Genomic DNA, 18107 nt, shown 5'->3' with positions numbered 1-18107 from the left:
ACGGGGCACGCAGCCCAAACTCGCTGCGCTCAGACATGGGCTGCTCTTCGACCCCGCCGCCCTGCGATGCTCGGCTCGCTCTACGGCTCGATTGAAGTCAAAAGCGGGAAGCCAAAGCAAAAGCCAACGGCCACTGCCACGCCAACAGCGACAACTACGGCAACCGCAACCGCAACGGCAGAGCTAGGGCAAACGCAGAGAGACGAAGCCCCTCACCCCAAAAGCGCATCGAACTCCCGCGCGGGCAGCGGATGCCCGAGCCAGAACCCCTGCCCCAGATCGCAACCGCGCTCGCGCAGTACTTCGAACTGCCCTTCCTTCTCGACGCCTTCGGCAACCACGGTGATGCCGATGGAATGCGCCATCGAGATGATCGCGGTTGTCAGCGCCAGGTCGTCGGGATCGCGCAGCACGTCGGCGACGAAACTGCGGTCGATCTTCACTCCGTCCACCGGAACGCGGCGCAGGTGGCTCAGGCCGGAGAAGCCGGTGCCGAAATCATCGAGCCAGATCTTGACACCCAGCGCTCGCAGTGCGCCCAGCAACTGGCCGATGCGGGCCTCGTTGCCGATCACTGCCGTTTCGGTCAGTTCCAGATGCAGGTGGCGCGGCGAGAGGCCCGATTCGCGCAGCGCGGCTTCGACCTCGGTGGCGAACGCCTCGCTGCGCAATTGGCGCGGCGACACATTGACTGCGACAAACAGCTCAGTCGCGGCCGGAAACCGCTGCTGCCAGGCATGCGCTTCGACGCAGGCGGCGTGCAGAACCTGCGGGCCGATCACATCGATCAGGCCGCTTTGCTCGGCTACGTCGATGAACACCGGCGGGGCAACGTTGCCGAATTCCGGGTGCTGCCAGCGCAGCAGCGCTTCGATGCCGACCAGGGCCTTGTCCGTCATCCGGAACACGGGCTGGTAGGCGAGGCTCAGTTCGCCGCGGTCCCATGCCCCGCGCAGTTCGTGTTCCATGTGCATCCGGCGCTCGACCGCCTGGTCGATCGCCAGGCTGTAGAAGCGGTGGCAGTTCTTGCCGGCCAGCTTGGCCTGATACATCGCAATGTCGCCGTTCTTGAGCAGCATCGCCGCGCTGGCAGCGTCGTCTGGAAACACGGTGATGCCGATCGAGATGCCGAGGAACACACGTCGGCCTTCGACTTCGATCGGGCGCGCCACTTCTTCCACCAGCCGCGTCGCCAGGCCACCGGCGACGCTGCGCAGATCGGCGTCGCTGGAACCCGGCAGCTGCAACAGCACGACGAACTCATCCCCGCCGAAGCGCGCCAGCAGCGCATCGGCGACATCGAACTCGTGCACGGCCGCATCGATGCGCGCGGTGAACTGGACCAGCGCGGCGTCGCCGGCGTCGTGGCCCAAGGTGTCGTTGACGCGCTTGAAATCGTCGACATCGGCGAACAGCAGGGCGAGCCGCCCGGCGGCGCCCTGCATCTCCAGCAGCCGCTGGTCCAGCGTTTCGCGCAGCGCCAGACGGTTGGCGAGGCCAGTCAGCGGGTCGGTATAGGCCATGCGGCGGATGTCGCGGTCATGACGCGCAATGCTGTCGCGCATGCGATCGAAGGCGCGGACCAGGTCCCCTATCTCGTCCTGACGCGCGTCGGCCGGCACCACGACGTCGTAATGCCCCGCCTCGATGCGCTGCGCGGCATCGGCCAGCTTGCGCACGGGACGCACCAGCCGACGCTGGAGCAATGCCGCGACCAGTCCGCCCAGCGCCACCAGTACGAACAGCAGCAGACCGACCGACAACAGGTGTCGTCGGGCGATCTGATCCAGGCGCGCCTGCATCGTCGCGACCATCGCATCCTCGTCCTGTTTCGCTGTCGCCAGCGAGTAGCCGATCCGCACGCCGCCCAGACGCTGATCGCCGATCAGGATCGGCATCGACACGTCGAGCAGTTGGTCGTCGCTCTGCATGTGCTGGCCGGTCGCGGCGAGTACTTCCAGCGCGAATGCATCGTCCATCCGCTGGCCATAACGCTCGATGTCGCGACTGCCGTCGTGGACGATGTTGCCGTCGGCGTCGTAGACGATCACGTAGCTGACGTCAGGCTGCCGCAGCACGTTGCCGACTGCGGCGCCGATGGCTTCCAGATCGAAATAGTAGAGCGGGTTGACCAGCGCATCGGCGACCTGCGCCGAGACCGCTTCGCCGCGCAGCAGCAGCCGTTGCGAGGCGAGTGCATGCATCGAGCGCTGGCTCAGCGCGAGGATCTGCTTTTGTGCCTGGTCCTGCTGCTGCAGCACCAGCGCCACCGCCCCCAGGCCAATGAGCAGAGCGGCGCTCACCAACCCCAGGAACATGGCCTGCAGGCCGCTGGGCAACCTCATTCGACGTCCACCACGACACGTGAGGCATCCACGCCCAGGGCGTCGAGTTCGGCGCGGGTGGCGGCATCCATCGGCAGGAACGCGGTTGTGCGGAAAAAACTGCGCAGCGCATCGGCGGCGGCGGGGTCCGCACTCGCTTCGATCAGCACCTCGCGCAGACGCGCGCGCACGCGCGCGTCGAGGTCGCCGCGCACGATCTCGATCGCCCGCGGAAACGGCGCGCTTTCGCGAAAGATCACAAAATCGCGCTTGAACGACGGCGGCACGCGGCGGTCGCTCGCCCAGTCCAGGTTGCTCATCGCGCCGGCATCGACGAGGCGCTTGTGCACCCAGGAGGACATGTTGAGCTCCGAGCGTGCGAACAGGTAACCGACCGAACCCGGCTCGGGTTCGTCGCGCGGCGACAGCAGGATCTCAAGCTTCATGCCGCGGGCCAGCAGTTCGGCAGCGGGCACGAAATACGCGCTGGTCGACTGCCGGTTCTGGAACACGATGCTGCGCCCGCGCAGGTCGTCGAGCGACTGGATCCCGCTGTCACGCCGCGCGAAGTAGACGGTGTGGTAGTGGCTGACGCCGTTGCGCTCGGTCAGCAACAGCGGCACCGCGCCAGCGCGCGCTTCGAGCAGCGTCGCGCCGCTGGCGGTCTCGGTGACCCAGTCCACACGTCCGCGGCGCAGATAGCTCTGCATCTGCTGGATGTCGCGCGCCATCAGCACGCGGCCTTCGGTGATGCCGACATCGCCCATGCGCGCGACCACGTAGTCGAGCAAGGGCTTGAGTTGTTCGTAATGCGCCTGGGGATCGTCGCTGATGCGTCCCAGCACCAGCACGTTGCGTGGCGCCTCGGCCTGCACCGGCACGACTGCCGCCATCACCACCAGCAGCACACCCGACAGGATCCGTCGAAGCAAGTGGCGCGGGTCCAAGGCGGGTCCGGGATGTGGGGGCGTAGCGGCAAGCCTAGCGGAAGCCATTCTCCGGCGACAGACGCCGCCGATCAGCCGCTACTGCGTCCGATGGCCAAGCGGGCCATGCGCTGGGCATCGGCGAGGATGCCGCGCAGCAACCGCACCTCCTTCTGGTCGAGACCGGTGCGGACGAACAGGCGCCGCAGCTTGCGCATCGCCGAGTCGGGTGCCCGCCCCTTGTGGAAATCGATGTCTTCCAGCGTATCTGCCAACTGGCCGAAGAAGCCTTCGAGTTCGGCGTGCGGCACCGCATCCGGATTCACCGGCGCGATCGCCGCGGGCGCGGCGCTGGTGCCCTCGCCCAGCAGTGCGAGCCGCAGCTCATAGCTCAGCACCTGCACGGCCGCCGCCAGATTCAACGAGCTGTAGTCGGGATTGGCCGGGATATGCACCGCTGCGTGACACAGCTGCAGTTCCTCGTTCTCCAGGCCGGTCCGCTCGCGGCCGAACACCAGCGCGACTTCGCCACCGGCACTGGCTTCGGCGTGCGCGGACGCCGCCGCGTCACGCGGCCGCAGCTCGCGCAACTGCACGCGGCGGCTACGCGCGGTGCAGCCGAGCACCAGCCGGCAATCGGCGACGGCTTCGGCCAGCGTCGCCACTTCGACCGCGGCGTTGAGCACGTCCTCGGCGCCCGCGGCCATCATGTCGGCCTCGTTGTGCGGGAATTTCTGCGGCGCGACCAGCACCAGGCGATGCAGGCCCATCGTTTTGATCGCGCGTGCGGCCGAGCCGATGTTGCCGGGGTGCTGGGTGCCGACGAGCACGATGCGAATACGGGTGGCGAGGTCGGTGGCGGCAGGAGTGTCCATGTCGGAGTCGGGATTCAGGGGCGCTTGCATGGCGCGAATGGTAAACTGCGCGACCGGCCCAGCGCCGGCACCGCTCTTTATTCCCTCGATCCTGCCCGCGCCCGGAGTCGTCCGCGATGCTTCAACCTGCTGTCAATGTCATGGTCAAGGCGGCGCGCGCCGGCGGTGGCGTCCTGTTGCGCAACATGCACAAGCTCGATGCGCTCAACGTCGTCGAGAAAGCGCGCCACGATTACGCGAGCGAGGTCGACGGCCTCGCCGAAGAAGCGATCGTCAAGGAACTGCGTCGCGCCTATCCCGAGTACGCCGTGCTCGGCGAAGAAGGCGGCGCCAAGCCCGGTCGCGGCGGCGGCAGCCGCTTCACCTGGGTCATCGATCCGCTCGACGGCACCAGCAACTATCTGCGCGGCCTGCCCCACTGGTGCGTGTCGATCGCCCTGGTCGAGGGCGGCGAACCGGTGCATGGCGTTATCTTCGATCCATTGCGCAACGAGCTGTTCACCGCCACGCGCGGCGCCGGCGCCCAGCTCAACGAACGCCGTATCCGCGTGTCGGAGCGCCGCGAACTGACGGGCGCGATGCTCAGCACCGGCTTCGCGCCGCGGGAGCGCAAGCGCGTCGGCGCCCAGCTGCGCGCCGTCGAAGCACTGCTCGAGTCCGCCGAGGACGTGCGCCGCACCGGTTCGGCTGCGCTGGATCTGGCCTATGTCGCAGCGGCCCGCACCGACGGTTACTTCGAGGCTGGCGTGCATCCCTGGGATATCGCCGCTGGCGTGCTGCTGGTCCGCGAAGCCGGTGGCCGCATCAGCGACTTCAAGGGCGCCGCGGGCGGCCCCTTGAACGTGGCGCTCGCCGGCGGCCGCCAGGTCGTTGCTGGCAACGTCCACATTGTTGCGCCGCTGCAGAAGACCTTGGTCGAATCCGGCTACGCCAAAGAATTCGCTTGAGGGCGGTGATGCGTAGTTCGTGATGGGTAGTTCGTGATTGATGAACGCAGAAGGCCGCGCATTGCGCGGCCTTCTGCGTTTAGATCATTGTCGACGGCGCCCGCGACGCAGGCACGGCCCCACTCTCTCGGCGTGGTCGGCCCGCGCTACTGCAGCGTCGGCCAGGCGCCCTTCCTCGGCGCTCTACACCAGACAGCATGAAGCCGCGCGTTGCGCGGCTTCATGCTGTTCGCGAATCAACAATTACGAATTACGAATCACCGCCCCGCTTACGGACGACGCGCCAGCGCTTCTTCGTCCCGTGCCTTCGGCAGCAGATCCTGCTTGGTCACCCGCAGCATGCCGTAGGTCAGCAGCGGACACGCGATCAGGATCGACGACGCCGTGGCGACGACCGCGCCCAGCATCTGCGTCAGCGCCAGGCCCTCGAGCGAACCGCCGCCGTAGAGGAACAGCGCGAACACCGAGAGGAAGAACACCAGCGAGGTGATGATGGTGCGCGAAAGCGTCTGGTTGATCGACCGGTTGAACACTTCCAGCGGATCGGCGCGCATACCGCGGAAGTTCTCGCGGACGCGATCGAATACCACGATGGTGTCGTTGATCGAGAAGCCCATCACCGACAGCAGACCGGCGAGCACCGTCAGGTCGAACTCACGCCCGGTCAACGAGAACAGACCGGCGACCACGATCACGTCGAACAGCGTGGTGATACTGGCGACGACCGCGAACTTCCATTCGAACCGGAAGCTGATGTAGAGCAGGAAGCCCACCAGCACGAAGATGGCGGCGTAGATCGCGTTCTTGCGCAGGTCCCCGGAGACCTGGGCGCCGATCGACTCGGTACTCAGGATCTGGCCGGGATTGTCGGCCGTCGTTGCCGCGTCCAGCACATGCTGCGCCAGTTCGGTGTTGTCAGCGATGTGCGCGATGTCATCCGCCGCGCGCACCCGGATCAGCAGGTCGTTACCGCTGCCGTAGGTCTGCACCTGGGCGTTCTCGATCTCCGCGTCCTGCAGGCGCTCGCGCACTTCGTCGACGCTCACCGGATTCTCGAAGCGCACGTTCACCGCAGTGCCGCCGGTGAAGTCGAGCGCGAAGTTGAAGCCCTTGAGGCCGATCACCGCGAAAGAGCCGACGAGCATCAGCAAGGCGACCGTGATGAACACATGGCGGAACCGCATGAAATCGATGCGGGTGTTCGCGGGGACGAGGGTCAACGGGAAAATTTTCATGGGGTCTCTCCCGTCAGATCGCCAGGGACTTGAGCTTCTTGCGCGGTGCGTAGATCAATGTGACCAGCGCGCGCGAGACGACGATTGCAGTGAACATCGAGGCGACGATACCGATCACCAGAGTGACCGCGAAGCCCTGCAGCGGACCGGTGCCGAAGGCGTACAGCGCAATGCCCGCGATCATGCCGGTGAGGTTGGAGTCGAAGATCGTGTCCGACGCCTTTTCGTAGCCGGTCACGATCGCCGCCTTCGGCGGCATGCCCGCGCGCAGTTCCTCGCGGATGCGCTCGTTGATCAGCACGTTGGCGTCGACCGACAGGCCGATCGACAGCGCCAGACCGGCGAAACCCGGCAGCGACATGGTGGCGCCGAACAGCGACATCACCGCGACGACGATCAGCAGGTTCAGGATCAGCGCCAGGCAGGTGACGATGCCGAACATGCGGTAATAGAACATGAAGAAGATCAGGGTGAACACGAACGCATAGAGCACCGCGGTGATACCGCGTTCGACGTTTTCGGCGCCCAGGCTCGGGCCGACGACGCGCTCTTCGACGAAGTCCATCGGTGCGGCCAGCGCACCCGCCCTCAACTGCTGCGCGAGATCGTTGGCTTCGTCGCGACTCAGACCGGTGGTCTGGAACTCGCGACCGAACACGCCCTGGATGGTCGAGGAACTGATCACGCGTTCGACGCTGCGCGCCGAGCGCACTTCCTCGCCGTCGACGATACGCACGGTGGGAATGCGCTCGACATACACGATGCCCAGACGTTGACCCACGTTCTGCAGCGTGTGGTCGAGCATGCGCTTGCCGCCGGCGCTGTTTAGCGTGATGCCCACGGACGGGGAGCCCGTCTGCGAGTCGGTCTGCGGATTGGCATTGATCAGCTGGTCGCCCTGCACCAGGATGCGCCGCGACAACAGCAGCGGCGTGCCGGCATCGTTGTAGTAGATGCGCGAATCGGCCGGGATATTGCCCGACGCGACGGCTGCGGCGGCCTGGTTCTCGTCGCCGGTCACAGCTCGGAACTCGAGGGTGGCGGTCGCGCCGATCAGACGCTTCGCTTCGGCGGTGTCCTGCAGGCCCGGCAACTGGATGACCAGACGGTCCTCGCCCTGGCGCTGCAGCACCGGTTCGGAGACGCCGATGGAGTTGATGCGGTTGGAGATCACGGTGCGGTTCTGCTCGACCGCGTCGGTCGCGATGCGCCCGATCTCGCCCGAGGACAGGCGCACAGTGATGCGGTTGCCGTCTGCCAGCACCTGCGGACCACTACCGCCGACCGCCTGGCCCGCCGCGCTCGTAAGGCTGTCGATGATCTGCGTGCGCGCTGCATTGACATCGGCACCCTCGACCAGCACCACGCCGATCGAATTATCGGGTCGTCGTTCGACGCTGGAGTATCCGATACGCGCATCGCGCAGCACGGTGCGGATGCCGTCGGCATAGCCTTCGACGCGCTTCTGCAGCGCCGCGGCCTGATCGACCTGCATGACGAAATGCACGCCGCCCTGCAGGTCCAGGCCCAGCGACATCGGCCGGGCGCCCAGGTTGTCGAGCCAGTCCGGCACGGTCGACGCCAGATTCAGCGCGACCGAGTAGTTCTCGCCGAGTTCCGGCCTCAGCGTGTCGGACGCCAGGGTCTGCGCATCGGAATTGGATAGCCGCACCAGCAGGTGGTTCTCGTCGATCTCGGTGCCGACAGGCGTCACGCCGGCTGCCGTCAGCAGACCCTCCACCCGCGTCTTCAGCGCCTCGTCGATGCGCGCCTCGCTGGTGCTCGGGGTGATCTGCACCGACGGGTTCTTCTGGTAGGCATTGGGCAGCGCGTACAGCGCAGCCAGGACCAGCACCACCAGGATGAGGGCGTATTTCCAGCGCGGGAATTCAAGCATTGCGGATACCGTCTCGCAGAATTTTCGTGATCGCTCTCGCCCTCACCCCTTGCCCTCTCCTGCATGCGGGAGAGGGGGAGTCGGTGCCAAGCGGAACAGCGCCCACCGAGCAGCCGGGATCGTCCCGGCCGCGTCGTTTGGTTACGCCGACTTGAGGGTGCCCTTGGGCAGCACGTTGCCGACCGCGCCCTTCTGCACGCGGATTTCCACGCGCTCGGCGATCTCGATCGTCAGGAAGCTGTCGCCGATATTGCGCACCACGCCGGCGATGCCGCCGTTGGTGATGACTTCGTCACCGACCGACAGCTTCTCGAGCATCGCGCGGTGTTCCTTGGTGCGCTTCATCTGCGGGCGGATCATCAGGAAGTACATGATCGCGATCAGGATGATCGGGAAAGCCAGCGTCGACAGCAGGCTGGGGCCAGCGCCAGGGGCTGCAGCAGCGGCGTGGGCGGGGGCGATCACAAGGTCCAGCAGGTTCATCGGGGCATCCATGGGTCGAAAACAGACAGCGGGCGATTATGGCACGGCCGGGCCCGGGCGCAGGCCCGATGCCGGGTGAATGCGTGGTGACGGGGCCTGGCAGGACCCTGGGAAAGGCTCAGTCGGCCCGCGTCCCCGTCCGGGCGCTGTAGAAAGACTCGCGGAACGCGGCGAAGGTTCCCGCAGCGATCGCGCTGCGCATGTCGGCCATCAGCTTCTGGTAGTACCAGAGGTTGTGCAGGGTGCCGAGCATCGGGCCGAGCATTTCGCCACAGCGGTCGAGATGCCGCAGGTAGGCGCGGGTGAAGCCGCCGCTGCAGGCCTCGCAGCCGCAGCCCTCCTCGATGGGCCGCAGATCCTTCTCGAACTTCGCGTTGCGGATGCGGATCACCCCGGTCGAGGTGAAGAAATGGCCGTTGCGTGCGTTGCGGGTAGGCATCACGCAGTCGAACATGTCGACGCCGCGGGCAACCGCCTCGACCAGGTCTTCCGGGCGGCCGACGCCCATCAGATAGCGCGGACGGTCTTCGGGCAGTTGCGGCGCGGTGTGGTCGAGCATCGCGTTGCGCTCGTCCTCGGTCTCGCCGACCGCCAGACCCCCGATCGCGTAGCCGTCGAAACCGATGTCCTTCAGACCCTCGGCCGATCGCGTGCGCAGCGCGTGGTGCACGCCGCCCTGGACGATGCCGAACAGCGCAGCGTCATTGCCTTCGTGCGCGCGCTTCGAACGCGCAGCCCAGCGCAACGACAGTTCCATCGATTTTTCGACCACACGCGGATGCACAGGCTTGCCGTCGATCTGCACCGGCGGGCACTCGTCGAAGATCATCACGATGTCCGAATCGAGCACCTTCTGGATGCGCATGCTCTCCTCGGGACCAAGGAAGACCTTGGATCCGTCGGTCGGCGCGGCGAAGGTCACGCCCTCCTCGGTGATCTTGCGCTTGTGCGCCAGCGAGAAGACCTGGAACCCGCCGGAATCGGTGAGGATCGGCTTGTCCCAGCGCGCGAAGCCGTGCAGGCCGCCATGCGCCTCGATGACATCGAGGCCAGGCCGCAAATACAGATGGAAGGTGTTGCCGAGAATGATCTCCGCGCCCAGCGCACGCACCTGTTCCGGCAGCGCGCCCTTGACGGTGCCGTAGGTACCGACCGGCATGAAGGCCGGGGTTTCGATGGTGCCGCGTGGGAACGTGATGCGGCCGCGGCGCGCCGCGCCGTCGCTGCCGAGCAGCTCGAAGGTCATTCTGGACATCGCATTATTATGACCGACCCTCGACGCCCCGAAGATATCCGGTGCAGACGCACTGCCTGCGGCATCGCGCTTGCTGCACCCGTCAGCCCGAGAAGAACGCCATCCGGAACCGGGCCTCGACGTCGTCGTCGGCGGCAGTCTCCGATCTCGCCAGACTGACCGCGATCCAGTCGCCGGCCTCGTGATCGCAGGTATACGACCAGCCGAGCAGACGGCCCTGGACACGGACAGCCGCTGCGGCGAGATCCGCCTCCAGCGTCGCGCGGTGGGCAGGCAGCAAGCTGGCGGGTACGTCGTGGACGAGCACGCCGACGCCCTTTTCTCCGGCTCGCGTCTGCGCGTCGGTAGCAGACGTGACCGCGTGAAGCGCGAGATGCGCGCAGCCTGCACAGATCGCCACGCCCGGGCCACAGACGATCGTCTCGCCGGAGTGCTTGCCGCGACCGCAGAAACTGCACGCAAATGCGTCGTCGCCGCGCCCGAACAGCATCCGCGCTGCGCCGCGAATCCGCTCCAGCGGCGCGAGACTGACGCTCAAGCGGCGCCTCCGCGGGCCGGTCGCGCATCGAGCCGCTGCGGTGTCGGCGTGCGATTCGAAGGCCACCCCAAGGCAGCCCAGGCACCCGATCGACCCTCCGCGACTCGCCCGCCTGTCACGCGGCGCGATCGGGTTGGACGTCGCTGCTCCACAGCAGCATCGCATCGCCATAGGAGAAGAAGCGGTATTCGGCCCGCACGGCATGGTCGTAGGCGGCGAACACCCGCTCCTTCCCGGCGAACGCCGAGACCAGCATCAGCAGCGTCGATTCGGACAGATGGAAGTTGGTCACCATCGCGTCGACGCTGCGGATGCGGTAGCCGGGAAAGATGAAGATCTGGGTCTCGCCAGCGAAGGGATGCAGCTCGCCGTCGACGCTGGCGCTTTCCAGCGCACGCACGACCGTGGTGCCGACGGCGATCACTCGGCCGCCCGCCTCGCGCGTGCGGCGGATCTGGGCCACGAGTTCGGCGCCGACGTTGAGCCACTCGCTGTGCATGCGGTGCTCACGCACGTCGTCGACCCGCATCGGCAGGAAGGTGCCGGCGCCGACATGCAGGGTGACGTGGCCGAACTCGATACCCCGATCGCGCAGGCGCGTCAGCAACGCATCGTCGAAATGCAGGCCCGCGGTCGGGGCCGCGACTGCGCCGACTTCGCGCGCGAATACGGTCTGGTAGCGCTCGGCGTCGTCGCGCCCCGGCTCGCGGCGGATGTAGGGCGGCAGCGGCATGCGCCCGGCCTTGAGCAGCCAGGATTCGAGCGTGTCGTCGAGCTCGAAACGCAGGTGGTAGAAGCCCTCGTCGCGCGACAGCACCTCGGCGCTGCCGCCGCCGTCGAGCTGGATGCGGCCACCCGGTTTTGGCGATTTGCTGGCGCCGATCTGCGCACGCGCCTCGTTGCCGGGCAGCAACCGCTCGATCAGGATCTCCACCCGTCCACCGCTGTCCTTCTGCCCGAACAGCCGCGCGGGAATCACCCGCGTGTCGTTGAAGATCAGCAGATCGCCTGGCTGCAGCAGATCCGGCAGGTCGCGGACATGCCGATCCTCGAACGCGCCATCGCCTTGCGGCACGACCAGCAACCGGCTGGCCGAACGCTCGGCAAGCGGCGCCTGCGCGATCAGCGCTTCGGGCAGGTCGAAATGGAAATCGGACTTCTTCAAGGGATCGGCGGAGGAATGCGGGGGAGACATTGTAATGAAGGTGGCAGCTCGAGCCCCCTTTCCCTCCGGGGTGAAGAGATAACGTTGCGAGCCACTGGCTCGCGTGTCGCTGAACGCCCTCACAGCGACGCGAGGGCCGGGGCGCGAAGCGGGGGTTGGGGTGCGTGTGTGTCTCGCGACAGTGCAGGCGCTTCCGGCGGCTTGAGCCCCTCTCCCATAGGGAGAGGGGTTGGGGTGAGGGTGCTTTTAGCATCGGCTTGAAACAACACACATTGCAGGCAATGCCCCAACCCTCACCCCACCATCGGCATCCGCCGATGGTCCTCCCCTCTCCCGGAGGGAGAGGGGCCAACGCGTCTTCCGCAAGCGAAAGACAGATTCATCTCTCGAATTTCGTCGACAGGATGATCGAGGACGTCGTCCGCTCGACGCCCTCGATACAGCCGATGCGGTCGGTCAGTTCGTCCATGTCGGCCACCGTCGGCACCACGCCCAGCGCAATCAGGTCGTAGGGGCCGCTGACCGAATGCAGCGCCCGCACCGCATCGATCGCGCGCAGGGCGGTCACCACCGGCGTAGCCTGCCGCGGGCGCACGGTGATCATGATCTGGGCGCGGATGTGACCCTGCTCGAAATCGTCGCGCACGCGCACGGTGTAGCCGCTGATCACGCCTTCGCGCTCCAGACGTTCGATGCGGCTCTGCACCGTGGTCCGTGACAGGCCCAGCCGGCGCGCGATCTCCGCCGTCGACAGGCGTGCGTTCTCGCGCAGCAGCATCAGCAGACGGACATCGGCGGATTCGGTGGACATGGGCGCAGGCAAGGTTCGGCGATCTGCCGAAATTCTACGCATCCATCGGCGTTCCGTCGCTTCCGCCCGACGGAATCGTCCAGATAATGGAAAGATCGCCGGCGCGGACCTCTTACCAGAGACTCGATGCCGGCCCTCCCCGACGTCCCAAGGAGCGATTCGCATGTCCGTAATCCAGATCCTCGCCGCGCTGCGCGCCCATGGCGGCACGCGCCGCACCACCGGTCTACCGGACGATGTGCTCGAACGCTTCGCCGCCACGCACCCCGAACTGGTCGAAGCCGTGCAGGCGGCCGCCGACGCGCACGCCGCGTTGAAGCAGGACTTCGCCGAGCTGCTCGATCTCGACGAGGACGCGCAGGCGCGCGCCGTGCAGGCCGGCTACATCAACTTCTATCCGGGAGATGCGGTGAACCCCTACGTCGCGCTGACCGCGCGCGGCCCGTGGATCGTAACGCTCAAGGGCGCCGTGCTCCACGATTCGGGCGGCTACGGCATGCTCGGCTTCGGCCACACGCCGAAGGACGTGATCGCCGCGATGGCGCAGCCGGTGCCGATGGCCAACATCATGACGCCGAGCCTGTCGCAGCTGAAGCTCGACCGCGCGCTGCGCCGCGAGATCGGCCATACCCGCGCCGGCGGCTGTCCATACAGCCACTTCCTGTGCCTGAACTCCGGTTCGGAATCGGTCGGCCTGGCCGCGCGCATCGCCGACATCAATACGCGCACGCAGACCGATCCGGGTGGCCGCCACGCCGGTCGCACGGTCAAGCGCATCGTGGTCAAGGGCAGCTTCCACGGCCGCACCGAACGCCCGGCGCTGTATTCCGATTCCTCGCGTGCGACCTACAAGAAGTACCTCGCGAGCTTCCGCGACGAGGACTCGCTGATCGCGATCGCGCCCTACGACGCCGATGCGCTGCGCCAGGCGTTCGCCGACGCGGATGCCAACGGCTGGTTCGTCGAGGCCGTGTTCCTGGAGCCGGTGATGGGCGAAGGCGACCCCGGCCGCGCGTTGCCGCCGGCGTTCTACGCCGCCGCGCGCGAACTCACCCGCGCCCACGGCAGCCTGCTGCTGGTCGATTCGATCCAGGCCGGCCTGCGCGCGCACGGCGTGCTGTCGGTCGTCGACTACCCCGGTTTCGAAGGCCTCGACGCGCCGGACATGGAAACCTATTCGAAGGCGCTCAACGCCGGCCAGTACCCGCTGTCGGTGCTCTCGGTGACGCAGCACGCCGCGCAGCTCTACAAGAGCGGCGTCTACGGCAACACGATGACCGCCAACCCGCGCGCGCTCGACGTCGCCTGCGCGGTGCTCGCGCAGCTCACGCCGGACGTGCGCAGCAACATCCGCGACGCCGGCCGCAAATCGGTGGAGGCACTGGAAGCATTGAAGGCCGAACTCGGCGGCCTGATCACCAAGGTCCAGGGCACCGGCCTGCTGTTCTCCTGCGAACTCGCGCCGCAGTTCAAGTGCTACGGCGCCGGCTCGACCGAGGAGTGGCTGCGCGAACAGGGCCTGGGCGTGATCCACGGCGGCACCAACTCGCTGCGCTTCACCCCGCACTTCAACATCGACGATGCCGAGATCGCGTTGATGGTGTCGATGGTCGGCAAGGCACTGCGCGAAGGTCCGCGCCAGTCGAGCGCTGCTGCGGCCTGACCTTGCCTGGAACGATTGCCGACTCCCGGCAAGCCGATCGGACCCGCGTGTACCCACGCGGGCCATTCGACTAATCTGCATCGATTCCATGGAAGGAAGTCGATGTGGCGTCTGCCCCCAGATCCAGTTACGGACGTTGCGCGACGCGCCTGTTCGCTGGCGATACGTTCGCGCGCATCGCCTCCGCGAGCCTCACCCTGCTGCTCGGCATCGCAGTGCTGCACGGGCTGCTCGCGCGTGAAGTGCGCGCGCCTGAGCGACGCACTGGCGCATTCGAGGTGGTGTTCCTGAAGCCGCCACCGCTGCCGTGGGTCACCCCTGCGCCACCGAACGCGCCCGCGATCACCGGTGCGGGCACACGGTCAGCGCCTCGCTCGACAGCGCCGATCCACACAGCACCCGAAACCTCGACGGATACAGGGCACACATCGCCCGACACGGCCACCCGCCTCGCCTACGGCACGTTGCTGGGCGACGTCGCGCCAATCGCATTCGCCGAACGCTTGCCGGGCCAGCGCGATGTGTATCGAACGCCGTTCGAATCGCGTCCGGAGCGCTTCCGAATGCGGCGACAGATTACGCCGGAGGATGTCGTGCGCGGCTTCGCGCAACTCGTGGGCCTGTGGCCGCCCGGCTATACCGACAGTCCGTGCCCGGCGATCCGCGGACTCATCGCGACGACACCGGAAGTGCCGTCGCCCCGTGAACTTGCGCTGCTGCAGGATGCGGTGCTTGCGCGCGAGCAATTCTGCAGTTGAACCGCGACGCGGCCCGCGCTCACTTCGCGTCGAAGCCATCCATTGCCGAGTGCATCACCGCTTTCGCGTCGTCCACCCCGCCCCAACCGCGCAGCTCGACGCGGTTGCCACCGGCCGGCAGACCCTTGTAGACCCGGAAGAACGCTTCGATGCGCGCGCGTTCCATCGCCGGCAGGTCGTCGAGCGTGCGGACGCCGGCATAGGTCGGATCCACGTCGTCGGCCGGCACGCCGATGATCTTCTCGTCGGGCGCACCATCGTCGACCATCCGCAGCACGCCCAGCGGGCGGAAGCGGATCAGTACGCCCGGCGGCAATGGCGTGCGCGTCAGCACCAGTGCGTCGAGTGGATCGCCATCGCCCGCAAGCGTGCCGGGCATCGAGCCGTAGTTAGCCGGATAGGCCATCGGCATCGACAGGAAGCGCTTGACATGGATGCGGCCCTCTGCATCGCTCTCGAATTTGATGGAACCGCCAGCCGGAATCTCCACCAGCAGCACGGCATCCTCGGGCGCGTTCGCCGGCTGGCGATCGCGCGCCGGCGGTGTCGCGGCGGATACCGCGAACGTCATCGCTGTTGCCAGCGCGCTCACAATTACCGCCGTGACAAAGCGACTGTGCACGCTTACTCCCAGCACCTGTCCGTCCGCCCCTTCAGCGTCGCATCACGGTTGCAGTCGCGCGGTGCGATGCGGCCTTCAGTGATCTCGTGCAGCGTGCGCGTCTGCGGCGTGGCGCCGCGGATCTCGAACGCGTCGTAGAGGCGACCGGTCGCGGTGCGCGACTCGTAGTGCAGGGTGTCGCCGTCGATGCGGATCACCTGGAACAGCTGGGTGTCCTCGGCGGTGGGTTCCATGTCGCGGCGCGCGCCGTCGGACAACCGGTACTGCTTGGCGCCGACCACCGATACCAGGTACTGCGGCGTTGCACGCTCCGAATCCTCACCGGTGCGGCGGCCATAGACGTGGTCATGTCCCTGCAGCACCAGGTCGACGCGCCGACGCTCCAGCACCGGCAGCACGTGATCGCGCAGCGCGACGTTGTCGCGGTCCTGGCGCGGCGAATACATCGGCTGGTGGATCAGCGCGATCGACCACGGATGCGGATTGGCCGAGAGCGTCTGGTCCAGCCACACGGCCTGCGCTTCCGCGGTACCCAGATCCAGCGCGGAGGTGCCGTCGAGCACGACGACGCGCACGCCCTGGTAATCGAACCAGTAGCTCGTCGCCTCGGCGCCCGGCGCGCCGTTGGCCGGCAGCGCGAACGTGCGCGACCAGTGCCCACCGAGCACGCGACGCTCCTGCGGCGTGTCTTCAAACTCTTCCCAGTACTCGTGATTGCCCGGCGCAGGTGCGTTGACGACCATGGTCGCCAGTGGCCCGATCGCGTCGAACCACTCGCCCCACTCGTTGTCGTCCTCGCCGTCGCCACCGCTGACCAGGTCGCCTGCAAACAGCGCGAGCTTTGCATCCGGCGCATGCCGGTGCGCTTCGCGCAGCACGCGCGTGCTCAAGCTGGCGTTCTTGTTCTGGGTATCGCCGAAATACAGCAGCGTCAGCGGCGCGTCGGGGGCAGCCGCGGTGCGGGTCTGCATCCACGGGCTCCAGGTACCGCCGCCCTGCACGCGCCAGGCGTAGAGCGTGTCGGGCTGCAGGCCATCGATGTCCGCGCGGTGGAAATGCGCGGCGCCATTCTCGCCGTCGAGCGCGGCGGCGCGCGCGGCAATCCGGCGACGCGTACCCATATCCGGCGAATCGCCGGCGACGACGATCTCCAGCACCGGTGCCTCCACCGCGGTGGACGTGCGCCAGGACACGCCGAAACCGGTGGCGGCGTCCTGTGCGGGCGTGGCGACGATGCGGTCGGGGAACACGCTCGGCGCGTAGCGCATCACGCCTTTGGGCACGAGTGTATTCGGCTCGTGCGTGCGGGAATCGTCCGCCGCCGACCGGACATCCGCAACGCCGACGGCCGGCAGCGCCAGCAATAGCGCTGTCAACAGCAAGGTGCGCCGCGCGCGCGTATGAAACCTGGACGCAGCCATCAGCGTGCACATGCCGGCAGCTTCAACGCGGTTGCGATCTCGCGCCAGTCGATGGCGACCGCGCCCTGGTCGTCGTGCACCGCGTACAGCACGCCTTCCGGAAACTGCGGCGTCGGCGCGTCGTGCAGCCAGATGCCGTCGGTATTGGCCACCGTAGGACCGGCGACCACACCGGCATGCGCCAGCGAGTCACGTTCGAACAAATGGAACGCGGTGCGGCCTTTGCCCTGCTCCGTGGTGATCCACCAGCCGCCGCCGTCGGCGCAGGTCTTGAGCATGATGCCTTCGGCCTGGGCCTTCAGGAATTCGCCGTCGATGGTGCGGCCAGTGAACCTGCCTTGCAGGTTGTAGACCTTGAACTCGTTGGCGTAGGTCTCGTCCTCTTCAGCAACCAGCAGACGGTCGTTGGCCGCGTCGCCCCACAGCGACTCCACCACGCGCAGTGCGCCTGCCGGTGAGGTATCGCCGAACGCGCCGACATGCCGGCTGGTCAGGCCCCGGCCGGCATTCGCGATCGCGAACCGATGCACGCGGCGGTCCAGTGCAGCGAGCGGCGGCAGAATGTCCTCACCCGCGGCGTCCTCGCCCGCCATGTAGGCGTCGGTCACGTAGACCTCGTAACCGCCGTCCACCGGATTCACCCACAGGCCGTACGGCAGCTTCAGCACGTCGGCGCCGAATTCAGCCACGGTCTCCATGCCCGGCAGGCGCAACACCTGCACGCGGTGGTTGTCGCGCTCGACCACGAAGGCGAGGTCGTCGACGACAGCGATGCCGTTGGGACGGTCGAACTGGCCCGGGCCGGCACCCTGCGCGCCGACGTGGCGGACGAATGCACCGGTGCTGCCGTCGTAGATCACCAGACGATGGGTCGCCTTGGCAGTCGCCAGCAGCAGGACCTGTCCGTCGGCACCGGTCCAGCTGGCGACCGAGTCGATATTGTCCGCAGGCGTCATCGGCGTGGCAAAGGCTTCGGGCACCGCGACTGCATTGAGGCTCGCGGCAGGCCTGACGGCTTCGCGCACCCGGTCGGCGCGGTCTTCGGCATCGCCGACGACGGGCGTGCCCGCACAGGCGGTGAGCAGCAGGAAGGAAGCGGCGACGGGAAGCAGACACTTTTGCATCGGGAGATCGACCTTTGGACCGGGAGGGATGTCATCGAACCGCAACATCATCCCCACGCTTCA

16 protein-coding genes are annotated in these 18107 nt (G+C 67.2%); 3 read left to right on the top strand and 13 right to left on the bottom strand.

Features of this window, described 5'->3' with window-relative positions:
* Nucleotides 1-212 precede the first annotated feature (212 nt).
* The 3 genes from J2W68_RS14320 to J2W68_RS14310 form a co-directional block, all read right to left on the bottom strand.
* The gene (locus J2W68_RS14320; protein ID WP_310236968.1) at nt 213-2345 is read right to left on the bottom strand and encodes a putative bifunctional diguanylate cyclase/phosphodiesterase; all 2133 of its coding nucleotides are present in this window, start codon (nt 2343-2345) and stop codon (nt 213-215) included.
* Nucleotides 2342-3217: a phosphate/phosphite/phosphonate ABC transporter substrate-binding protein gene (locus J2W68_RS14315; RefSeq protein ID WP_310236997.1), complete on the bottom strand. Its 876-nt coding sequence runs from the start codon at nt 3215-3217 to the stop codon at nt 2342-2344. The genes J2W68_RS14320 and J2W68_RS14315 overlap by 4 nt, the downstream gene beginning before the upstream one ends.
* Nucleotides 3218-3342: 125 nt before the next feature.
* Complete coding sequence (locus J2W68_RS14310) at nt 3343-4125, bottom strand: RNA methyltransferase (protein ID WP_310236966.1); 783 nt, start codon at nt 4123-4125, stop codon at nt 3343-3345.
* A gap of 116 nt (nt 4126-4241) precedes the next feature.
* Here J2W68_RS14310 and J2W68_RS14305 point away from each other — a divergent pair, with 116 nt between their 5' ends.
* Nucleotides 4242-5072: an inositol monophosphatase family protein gene (locus tag J2W68_RS14305; RefSeq protein WP_310236963.1), complete on the top strand. Its 831-nt coding sequence runs from the start codon at nt 4242-4244 to the stop codon at nt 5070-5072.
* 269 nt (nt 5073-5341) lie between these two features.
* On the opposite strand, the gene secF is transcribed toward J2W68_RS14305, so the two are convergent.
* From secF to J2W68_RS14270, 7 genes are all read right to left on the bottom strand, one after another.
* Nucleotides 5342-6307 carry a protein translocase subunit SecF gene (gene secF / locus J2W68_RS14300; RefSeq protein WP_310236959.1) on the bottom strand — a complete coding sequence of 322 codons (966 nt, stop codon included), beginning with the start codon at nt 6305-6307 and terminating at the stop codon, nt 5342-5344.
* A gap of 13 nt (nt 6308-6320) precedes the next feature.
* Nucleotides 6321-8204 carry a protein translocase subunit SecD gene (gene secD / locus J2W68_RS14295; protein ID WP_310236956.1) on the bottom strand — a complete coding sequence of 628 codons (1884 nt, stop codon included), beginning with the start codon at nt 8202-8204 and terminating at the stop codon, nt 6321-6323.
* 141 nt (nt 8205-8345) lie between these two features.
* Nucleotides 8346-8687 (bottom strand): preprotein translocase subunit YajC, encoded by a 342-nt coding sequence (gene yajC / locus J2W68_RS14290; RefSeq protein WP_232116452.1) that lies wholly within the window; start codon nt 8685-8687, stop codon nt 8346-8348.
* Nucleotides 8688-8805: 118 nt separating this feature from the next.
* Nucleotides 8806-9942: a tRNA guanosine(34) transglycosylase Tgt gene (gene tgt, locus J2W68_RS14285; protein ID WP_310236953.1), complete on the bottom strand. Its 1137-nt coding sequence runs from the start codon at nt 9940-9942 to the stop codon at nt 8806-8808.
* 82 nt (nt 9943-10024) lie between these two features.
* On the bottom strand, nt 10025-10546 hold the full coding sequence (locus J2W68_RS14280; protein ID WP_310236950.1) for a ClpX C4-type zinc finger protein: 522 nt from the start codon (nt 10544-10546) through the stop codon (nt 10025-10027).
* Between the two features lie 49 nt (nt 10547-10595).
* Nucleotides 10596-11645, bottom strand: coding sequence for a tRNA preQ1(34) S-adenosylmethionine ribosyltransferase-isomerase QueA (gene queA / locus J2W68_RS14275; protein ID WP_310236947.1), 1050 nt, complete (start codon nt 11643-11645; stop codon nt 10596-10598).
* A gap of 379 nt (nt 11646-12024) precedes the next feature.
* A complete protein-coding gene (locus J2W68_RS14270) occupies nt 12025-12456 on the bottom strand; it encodes an Lrp/AsnC family transcriptional regulator (protein ID WP_310151140.1) in 432 nt (143 codons plus the stop codon).
* 163 nt (nt 12457-12619) lie between these two features.
* Here J2W68_RS14270 and J2W68_RS14265 point away from each other — a divergent pair, with 163 nt between their 5' ends.
* Together J2W68_RS14265 and J2W68_RS14260 are read left to right on the top strand one after the other, a co-directional pair.
* Nucleotides 12620-14119 (top strand): aminotransferase class III-fold pyridoxal phosphate-dependent enzyme, encoded by a 1500-nt coding sequence (locus tag J2W68_RS14265; protein WP_310236944.1) that lies wholly within the window; start codon nt 12620-12622, stop codon nt 14117-14119.
* A gap of 104 nt (nt 14120-14223) precedes the next feature.
* A complete protein-coding gene (locus J2W68_RS14260) occupies nt 14224-14877 on the top strand; it encodes a hypothetical protein (RefSeq protein ID WP_310236941.1) in 654 nt (217 codons plus the stop codon).
* Nucleotides 14878-14896: 19 nt separating this feature from the next.
* Here the strand turns inward: J2W68_RS14260 and J2W68_RS14255 are convergent, their stop codons facing one another.
* Genes J2W68_RS14255 through J2W68_RS14245 form a run of 3 tightly spaced genes read right to left on the bottom strand, consistent with a single transcriptional unit; the run spans nt 14897 to nt 18044 of the window.
* On the bottom strand, nt 14897-15448 hold the full coding sequence (locus tag J2W68_RS14255; protein ID WP_310236994.1) for an inorganic diphosphatase: 552 nt from the start codon (nt 15446-15448) through the stop codon (nt 14897-14899).
* Between the two features lie 53 nt (nt 15449-15501).
* Entirely contained in the window at nt 15502-16920 is a 1419-nt protein-coding gene (locus tag J2W68_RS14250) for a metallophosphoesterase family protein (protein WP_310236939.1), read from the bottom strand.
* Entirely contained in the window at nt 16920-18044 is a 1125-nt protein-coding gene (locus J2W68_RS14245; protein WP_310236936.1) for a phytase, read from the bottom strand. Before J2W68_RS14245 ends, J2W68_RS14250 begins: the two co-directional genes overlap by 1 nt.
* Nucleotides 18045-18107 lie beyond the last annotated feature (63 nt).

This window comes from Luteimonas terrae, from assembly GCF_031457535.1.
GTDB classification, from domain to species: Bacteria; Pseudomonadota; Gammaproteobacteria; order Xanthomonadales; family Xanthomonadaceae; genus Luteimonas; species Luteimonas terrae_A.
The sequence above is the reverse complement of the archived record's forward strand: the minus strand, read 5'-3'. Positions and strand labels throughout refer to the sequence as shown.

What these genes read in the sequence shown, in the direction of transcription:
- J2W68_RS14320 (WP_310236968.1), bottom strand. Translation starts at nt 2,345, where the DNA reads ATGAGGTTGCCCAGCGGCCTGCAGGCCATGTTCCTGGGGTTGGTGAGC.
- J2W68_RS14315 (WP_310236997.1), bottom strand. Translation starts at nt 3,217, where the DNA reads ATGGCGGCAGTCGTGCCGGTGCAGGCCGAGGCGCCACGCAACGTGCTG.
- J2W68_RS14310 (WP_310236966.1), bottom strand. Translation starts at nt 4,125, where the DNA reads ATGGACACTCCTGCCGCCACCGACCTCGCCACCCGTATTCGCATCGTG.
- J2W68_RS14305 (WP_310236963.1), top strand. Translation starts at nt 4,242, where the DNA reads ATGCTTCAACCTGCTGTCAATGTCATGGTCAAGGCGGCGCGCGCCGGC.
- secF (WP_310236959.1), bottom strand. Translation starts at nt 6,307, where the DNA reads ATGAAAATTTTCCCGTTGACCCTCGTCCCCGCGAACACCCGCATCGAT.
- secD (WP_310236956.1), bottom strand. Translation starts at nt 8,204, where the DNA reads ATGCTTGAATTCCCGCGCTGGAAATACGCCCTCATCCTGGTGGTGCTG.
- yajC (WP_232116452.1), bottom strand. Translation starts at nt 8,687, where the DNA reads ATGAACCTGCTGGACCTTGTGATCGCCCCCGCCCACGCCGCTGCTGCA.
- tgt (WP_310236953.1), bottom strand. Translation starts at nt 9,942, where the DNA reads ATGTCCAGAATGACCTTCGAGCTGCTCGGCAGCGACGGCGCGGCGCGC.
- J2W68_RS14270 (WP_310151140.1), bottom strand. Translation starts at nt 12,456, where the DNA reads ATGTCCACCGAATCCGCCGATGTCCGTCTGCTGATGCTGCTGCGCGAG.
- J2W68_RS14265 (WP_310236944.1), top strand. Translation starts at nt 12,620, where the DNA reads ATGTCCGTAATCCAGATCCTCGCCGCGCTGCGCGCCCATGGCGGCACG.
- J2W68_RS14255 (WP_310236994.1), bottom strand. Translation starts at nt 15,448, where the DNA reads ATGACGTTCGCGGTATCCGCCGCGACACCGCCGGCGCGCGATCGCCAG.
- J2W68_RS14250 (WP_310236939.1), bottom strand. Translation starts at nt 16,920, where the DNA reads ATGGCTGCGTCCAGGTTTCATACGCGCGCGCGGCGCACCTTGCTGTTG.
- J2W68_RS14245 (WP_310236936.1), bottom strand. Translation starts at nt 18,044, where the DNA reads ATGCAAAAGTGTCTGCTTCCCGTCGCCGCTTCCTTCCTGCTGCTCACC.